This window comes from Achromobacter sp. 2789STDY5608621 (genome assembly GCF_001299375.1).
GTDB lineage: Bacteria > Pseudomonadota > Gammaproteobacteria > Burkholderiales > Burkholderiaceae_B > Achromobacter > Achromobacter insuavis.
The window spans coordinates 210,823-218,078 of the sequence record NZ_CYTU01000003.1; the positions used below are offsets into that span (position 1 = coordinate 210,823).

The 7,256-nt window shown below is 68.5% G+C and carries 4 protein-coding genes; 3 read left to right on the top strand and 1 reads right to left on the bottom strand.

The window, feature by feature from the left end:
• On the bottom strand, positions 1-3,928 hold a 3,928-nt coding region (gene purL, locus AOZ53_RS05055), incomplete at its 3' end, for a phosphoribosylformylglycinamidine synthase (protein ID WP_054487216.1).
• 365 nt (positions 3,929-4,293) lie between these two features.
• Here purL and AOZ53_RS05060 point away from each other — a divergent pair.
• From AOZ53_RS05060 to AOZ53_RS05070, 3 genes are all read left to right on the top strand, one after another.
• Complete coding sequence (locus AOZ53_RS05060; protein WP_054429818.1) at positions 4,294-4,845, top strand: TRAP transporter small permease; 552 nt, start codon at positions 4,294-4,296, stop codon at positions 4,843-4,845.
• On the top strand, positions 4,842-6,140 hold the full coding sequence (locus AOZ53_RS05065) for a TRAP transporter large permease (RefSeq protein ID WP_054429819.1): 1,299 nt from the start codon (positions 4,842-4,844) through the stop codon (positions 6,138-6,140). The genes AOZ53_RS05060 and AOZ53_RS05065 overlap by 4 nt, the downstream gene beginning before the upstream one ends.
• A gap of 74 nt (positions 6,141-6,214) precedes the next feature.
• Positions 6,215-7,246, top strand: a complete 1,032-nt coding sequence (locus AOZ53_RS05070; RefSeq protein ID WP_054429820.1) for a DctP family TRAP transporter solute-binding subunit — start codon at positions 6,215-6,217, stop codon at positions 7,244-7,246.
• The last annotated feature ends 10 nt before the right edge of the window (positions 7,247-7,256 follow it).

Sequence of the window (7,256 nt, forward strand, 5' to 3'; positions counted from 1 at the left end):
CCGGGTGCGGCATCATCACGGTGAAGCGGCCGTCGGCGGTGGTGACGGACGTCAGGCCGCCCGGGCTGCCGTTCGGGTTGAACGGATAGGCCTCGGTGGCGTTGCCGCGGCTGTCGATGTAGCGCGCCGCCGCCAGCACGCGGCCGGCGTCGCCCTGCTGCGAGAAGTCGGCGAAGCCTTCGCCGTGCGCCACCGCGACCGGGATGCGGGCGCCTTCCATGCCGGCAAAGAAGATCGACGGCGACTTGGCCAGCTCGACCATCGACAGGCGCGCCTCGTACTTCTCGGACAGGTTGCGGGTGAAGCGCGGCCAGTGCTCGGCGCCCGGGATCATCGGCGCCAGCGCGGCCATCATCTGGCAGCCGTTGCACACGCCCAGCGCGAAGGTGTCGGGGCGGGCGAAATACGCCGCGAACTGATCCGACAGCTTGCTGTTGAAGCGGATGGTGCGGGCCCAGCCCTCGCCGGCGCCCAGCACGTCGCCGTAGCTGAAGCCGCCCACGGCCACCAGGCCCTGCACCTGCGCCAGGTCGACACGGCCCGACAGCAGGTCGGTCATGTGCACGTCGACCGCGTCAAAGCCGGCGGTGTCGAAGGCCCAGCCCATTTCCACCTGGCTGTTGCAGCCCTGCTCGCGCAGGATCGCCACGCGCGGGCGCTTGCCGCTGTTGATGAACGGCGCGGCCACGTCTTCCTGCGGGTCGAAGGCCACGTTAGGGCTCATGCCCGGATCCTGCGTGTCGTTCCAGACGTCCAGCTCGGCCTGGGCGCAGGCCGGGTTGTCGCGGCGCGCCATGATGCGGTAGGAGACTTCGCTCCAGGCGCGGCCGAGGTCGGCGCGCGGCTGGCCCCAGACCTTCTTGCCGTCGCGATAGAACTCGACCTCGTCGCCGCCGTTCAGGCCGCCGATGACGTGCGAGTGGGCCGACAGGCCGGCGCCGCGCAGCACCTGCATGACGGCGTCGCGCTGGGCGGCCGGCACCTGGATGACGGCGCCGGCTTCCTCGGCGAACAGCGCCTTGAGCGTCAGTTCGTCGCGCTGCACCGCCACCTGTTCCGGACGGATCTTGTAGTCGCCCCAATCGGCCGATTGCGGGTCGAAGGTCAGCATGTCGAGGTTGACCGAGATGCCGGTGCGGCCGGCGAAGGCCATTTCGACCAGCGTGGCGAACAGGCCGCCGTCGGAGCGGTCGTGGTAGGCCAGGATGGTGCCGGCCTCGGCCAGGGTGCGGATGGTGATGAAGAAGGCGCGCAGGGCTTCCGGCGAATCGATGTCCGGCACGGTCTCCCCGACCTGGTTGTAGGTCTGCGCCAGGATCGAGCCGCCCATGCGGTGCAGGCCGCGGCCCAGGTCGATCAGGATCAGCACGCTGTCGCCGGCGTCGGTGCGCAGCTGCGGCGTGAGGCTGGCGCGCACGTCGCCGACCGGCGAGAAGGCCGTGACGATCAGCGACACCGGCGCCACCACCTGGCGCTGCTCGCCGTCCTGTTCCCAGGAGGTCTTCATGGACAGCGAGTCCTTGCCCACCGGGATCGACAGGCCGGCGGCCTGGCACAGCTCGCTGACGGCCGACACGGTGTCGTACAGCGCGGCGTCCTGGCCGTCGACGCCGCAGGCGGCCATCCAGTTGGCGGACAGCTTGATGTCTTCCAGGCGCGCCACGTCGGCGGCGGCCAGGTTGGTCAGGGCCTCGGCCACGGCCATGCGGCCGGAGGCCGGCGCGTTGAGCATGGCGATGGGGGTGCGTTCGCCCATGGCCATGGCTTCGCCGCGGAAGCCCTGGTAGTCAGCCAGGGTGACGGCGCAGTCGGCCACCGGCACCTGCCACGGGCCGACCATCTGGTCGCGGCTGGAGAGGCCGCCGACGGTGCGGTCGCCGATGGTGATGAGGAACGACTTGTTGGCCACCGTGGGGTGGCGCAGCACGCGGTAGGCCGCTTCGGTCAGGTCGATGCCGGCCAGGTCGAGCGGCTCGGACACGCCCGGCAGGCGGCGCACGTCGCGCGTCATGCGCGGCGGCTTGCCCAGGATGACGTCGATCGGCACGTCGACCGGACGCACCTCGGCCTCGCCCTGCGGACGGATCGTGTCCAGGCCGGGCAGGCCCTCGCCGTCGACCACGCGCAGCTGGCGCTCTTCGGTGGCCACGCCGACCACCGCGTAGGGGCAGCGTTCGCGGCGGGCGATGGCGTCGAAGCGTTCCAGGTCCTTGGGCAGGATCGACAGGACGTAGCGTTCCTGCGATTCATTGCTCCAGATCTCGGCGGGCGACAGGCCGGATTCTTCCAGCGGCACGCGCTTCAGATCGAAGATGGCGCCGCGGCCGGCGTCGTTGACCAGCTCCGGGAAGGCGTTGGACAGGCCGCCCGCGCCGACGTCATGGATGGCGATGATGGGGTTGTTCTCGGCCTGCTGCCAGCAGCGGTCGATGACCTCCTGGGCGCGGCGTTCCAGTTCGGGGTTGCCGCGCTGGACCGAGTCGAAATCGAGTTCGGCCGAGTTGCTGCCCATGCTGATGCTGGAAGCGGCGCCGCCGCCCATGCCGATGCGGAAACCCGGGCCGCCCAGCTGGATCAGCAGCGCGCCGGGGGGAATCACGTCCTTGTGCGTCAGGCCGGCGTCGATGCTGCCCAGGCCGCCCGCGATCATGATGGGCTTGTGGTAGCCCCAGCGGGTGCCGCCGGCGGTCTGCTCGAACGAACGGAAATAGCCCAGCAGGTTGGGACGGCCGAATTCGTTGTTGAAGGCGGCGCCGCCGATGGGGCCGTCGATCATGATGGACAGCGGCGTGGCGATGCGGTCCGGCAGGCCGTGGTGGTCGGCTTCCCAGGGCTGCGTGGCGTCGTCGAAGCGCAGGTGCGAGACGGTGAAGCCGGTCAGGCCGGCCTTGGGCTTGGAGCCGCGGCCGGTGGCGCCTTCGTCGCGGATTTCGCCGCCGGCGCCGGTCGAGGCGCCGGGGAACGGCGCGATCGCGGTCGGGTGGTTGTGCGTCTCGACCTTCATCAAGGTGTGCACGGTGGTGTCGCGGCGGATGTATCGGGCGCCGTCGACGCCCTCACCGGTCACGCCCGGCACGCCGGCCTGGAAGCGCTGCGCCGGGCCGCCGGCCATGATGGCGGCGTTGTCCGAGTAGGCGACCACGGTGCCTTCCGGCTGCGCCTTGTGGGTGGCGCGGATCATGCCGAACAGCGTGTTGGGCTGCTCCTGGCCGTCGATCACCCACTGGGCGTTGAAGATCTTGTGGCGGCAGTGTTCGCTGTTGGCCTGCGCGAACATCATCAGTTCGACGTCGGTGGGATCGCGGCCCAGGTCGCTGAACGACTTGGCCAGGTATTCGATCTCGTCGTCCGACAGGGCCAGGCCCAGGCTGATATTGGCCTCGACCAGGGCGGCGGCGCCGCGCGCCTGCACGTCGACCGTGCGCATCGGCTTGCCGGCCAGCGGCTGGAACAGCGCCTGGCCGTCGAAGCCGGCGTCGACCACGGTTTCGGTCATGCGGTCGTGCAGGCAGTCGGCCGCGCGCGCCAGCATGTCGGCGTCGAACGACTTGGCGCCCAGCAGGCCGCGTTCCGGGGTGATGACGTAGCGCACGCCGCGTTCGATGCGGTGCACGGCCGACAGGCCACAGTTGTGGGCGATGTCGGTGGCCTTGCTGGCCCACGGCGAGATCGTGCCCAGGCGCGGGATCACCAGCAGCGCCAGGCTCTTGGCCGGCGCCTCGCCGGTGGCGGGGGTGCCGTAGTCCAGCAATTGGGTCAGGTGCTGCTGCTGCTCGGCCGTCAGGGCGGCGTCGGTGCTGACGAAGTGCTCGTAGCGGGCGGAAATGTCGGCCACCGGCAGGCCGGCTTCCTTCAATTGCGCCAGCAGGCGGTCACGACGAAAGGAGGACAGGACGGAGGAACCAGGCAGATGCTGAACAAGGGACACGATGCGGGCGCCGTATAAGGAGGGAAGCAAAACGAGGATTTTACCCCGCTTGGCGGGTTTTCCCGGACGGAAGCACACCCGCGTCCCGATCTGGCCCGAATTCGTCCTGCTTCGGTCATTGTTACAAAAGAATTCCGCGACGCAACGACCGACCTGCTGCACAGCAATATGGCGCTTAAATCCCTGCCGCCGTCGCGGGTTATGAGCCGTGAAGACCGGGCCCGCGCGGCCGACGTATTGCGACGCACCATGTTGCACCCATACCGCAGCGCGGGAAAACACGAACACCCACCCTCTTGCCCCGACGGTAGGATGCAGCGACCCCATACCTGGAACGCGCCCCGCCGCGCTGGCCATCGCCTCACATGTCACGCCCCGAAGCCCCCGTCGAGCCTGTCGAACCGATCATCCCCGCCGAAACAGATCCCGCCGTGAAAGTGCCGCTGGCCATCGAGGACTGGCTGGCCGTGATCCTGCTGGCGGCCTTGGCGCTGATTACCTTCCTGAACGTGCTGGTGCGCTACTTCACCGACCAGTCGTTCGCGTGGACCGAGGAGATCTCGGTGTTCCTGCTGATCGTGCTGACCATGGCCGGCGGCAGCGTCGCCTTCGTGCGCAACCATCACATCCGCATCGAGATCCTGGCCGACAACGGTTCGCCGCGGCGCCAGCGCATCATGGCGCTGATCTCCAACACCTGCGTGCTGGCGTTCTTCGTGCTGCTGACGGTGCTATCGGTCAAGCTGGTGGCCGACGAGTACATCTATGAAGAAACCTCGCCCGCCATCGGCGTGCCGACCTGGTGGTATTCGATCTGGCTGCCGGTGATGGCCGCGGCCATCTCGCTGCGCACGCTGGGCACGCTGCGGCGCCTGTGGAAAGCGCCGCTGCCCAAGGCCGACGGAGGCCAGGCATGATCGCCGGCATCCTGTTCGCGGTCTTCATCGCGCTGATGCTGATCGGCGTGCCGGTCGGCGTGGCGCTGGGCATCGGCGGCACCGTGGCCATCGTGCTGTCCAACCTGGACACGCCCTGGTATGGCCTGTTGACCGTGCCGCAGAACTTCTACGCCGGGCTGGCCAAGTATCCGCTGCTGGCGATTCCGATGTTCGTGCTGGTCGGCTCCATCTTCGATCGTTCCGGCGTGGCCAAGCGGCTGGTGGATTTCGCCATCGCCATCGTCGGGCGCGGCCCGGGCATGCTGCCGCTGGTGTCGATCGCCGTGGCCATGTTCCTGGGCGGCATCTCGGGCTCCGGCCCGGCCTGCGCCGCGGCCGTGGGCGCGGTGATGATCACGGCCATGTCGCGCGCCGGCTACCCGGGCCCGTTCTCGGCGTCGGTGGTGGCGGCGGGCGCGGCCACCGACATCCTGATTCCGCCCTCGGTGGCCTTCATCATCTATTCGGTGCTGGTGCCCGAGGCTTCGGTGCCGGCGCTGTTCGCCGCCGGCATGGTGCCCGGCATCCTGGCCGGCCTGGCGCTGATCGTGCCGGCCGTGTGGCTGTCGCGCAAGCACAAGATGGGCATGCTGGAAGCGCACCTGCCGCGTCCGCCGTTCTGGAAGAGCCTGCGCGAGGCCTCGTGGGGCCTGGCCGCGCCGGTGCTGATCCTGGGCGGCATGCGCATGGGCTGGTTCACGCCCACCGAGGCGGCCGTGGTGGCGGTGTTCTACGGCCTGTTCGTGGGCATGTGCATCCACCGCACCATCAAGCTGCGCGACCTGTACGTGATCCTGCGCGAGGCGGCCGAGCTGTCGGCCGTGATCATGCTGGTGGTGACGCTGGCCGGCATCTTCGCCTGGGCCCTGTCCACGCTCAGCGTGATCGACCCGATCACCCACGCCATCGTCAATTCCGGGCTGGGCGAATGGGGCGTGCTGGCGCTGCTGATTTTGCTGCTGATGACCGTCGGCATGTTCCTGGACGGCATCTCCATCTTCCTGATCTTCGTGCCGCTGCTGATGCCGATCGCCAAGGCCTACAACTGGGACCCGGTGTGGTTCGGCGTGATCCTGACGCTGAAGGTGGCGCTGGGCCAGTTCACCCCGCCGCTGGCGGTCAACCTGATGGTGTCGTGCCGCATCGCGCGCGTGCCGATGGAATCGACCGTGCGCTGGGTGGTGTGGCTGCTGGGCGCGATGTTCCTGGTGCTGGTGGCGGTGCTGGTGTTCCCGCAGCTGGCGCTGTGGCTGCCGCGCAAGCTGGGCTATTGAGGGAACCGGACGCAACCCGCCCGGCATGCATTCATGACAACAACAGACAGACCCGCAAAGAGAGGAGACGCAACATGAATTTCCGCAAGCTGATCGGCGCCACCCTGTGCGCCGCCGCCGTGGTTGGCCTGCCCGCCGCGGCGCAGGCGCAGAACTACAAGCCCGAATACAAGCTCTCCATCGTCGTCGGCACCACCTTCCCGTGGGGCCAGGGCGCCGAGATCTGGTCGAACCTGGTGCGCGAGCGCACGCAGGGCCGCATCAACATCAAGGTCTACCCCGGCACCTCGCTGGTGCAGGGCGACCAGACCCGCGAATTCACCGCCATCCGCCAGGGCGTGATCGACATGGCCGTCGGCTCGACCATCAACTGGTCGCCGCAGATCAAGCAGCTCAACCTGTTCTCGCTGCCCTTCCTGATGCCCGACTACGCCGCCATCGACGCGCTGGTGCAGGGCGACGTGGGCAAGGAGATGTTCAAGCTGATCGAGAAGGCCGGCGTGGTGCCGCTGGCCTGGGGCGAAAACGGCTACCGCCAGCTGAGCAACTCCAAGCGCGAGATCAAGCGGCCCGAGGACATGAAGGGCATGAAGCTGCGCGTGGTCGGCTCGCCGCTGTACATCGACACGTTCACCGCGCTGGGCGCCAACCCGACCCAGATGAGCTGGGCCGACGCCCAGCCGGCGCTGGCCAGCGGCGCGGTCGATGGCCAGGAGAACCCGCTGTCGATCTACACCGGATCCAAGCTCTACACCGTCGGCCAGAAGTACCTGACGCTGTGGAACTACGTGGCCGATCCGCTGATCTTCGTGGTCAACCGCGAAGTCTGGAATTCATGGTCGGAAAAGGACCGCGACATCGTGCGCCAGGCCGCGCTGGACGCCGGCAAGCAGCAGATCGTGATCGCGCGCAAGGGCGTCACGCCGGAAGATCCGTCCTTGCTCAAGGAGATCGAGGGCCACGGCGTCACCGTGACCTCGCTGAGCCCGGCCGAGCATGACGCCTTCGCCAAGGTCACCCAGCCCGTCTACGACAAGTGGAAGAAGCAGATCGGCGAAGACCTGGTCAACCTGGCCGAGAAGTCCATCGCGGCGCGCAAGAAGTAATTCCGCCGAC

What these genes read in the sequence shown, in the direction of transcription:
- AOZ53_RS05070 (WP_054429820.1), top strand. Translation starts at nt 6,215, where the DNA reads ATGAATTTCCGCAAGCTGATCGGCGCCACCCTGTGCGCCGCCGCCGTG.
- AOZ53_RS05060 (WP_054429818.1), top strand. Translation starts at nt 4,294, where the DNA reads ATGTCACGCCCCGAAGCCCCCGTCGAGCCTGTCGAACCGATCATCCCC.
- AOZ53_RS05065 (WP_054429819.1), top strand. Translation starts at nt 4,842, where the DNA reads ATGATCGCCGGCATCCTGTTCGCGGTCTTCATCGCGCTGATGCTGATC.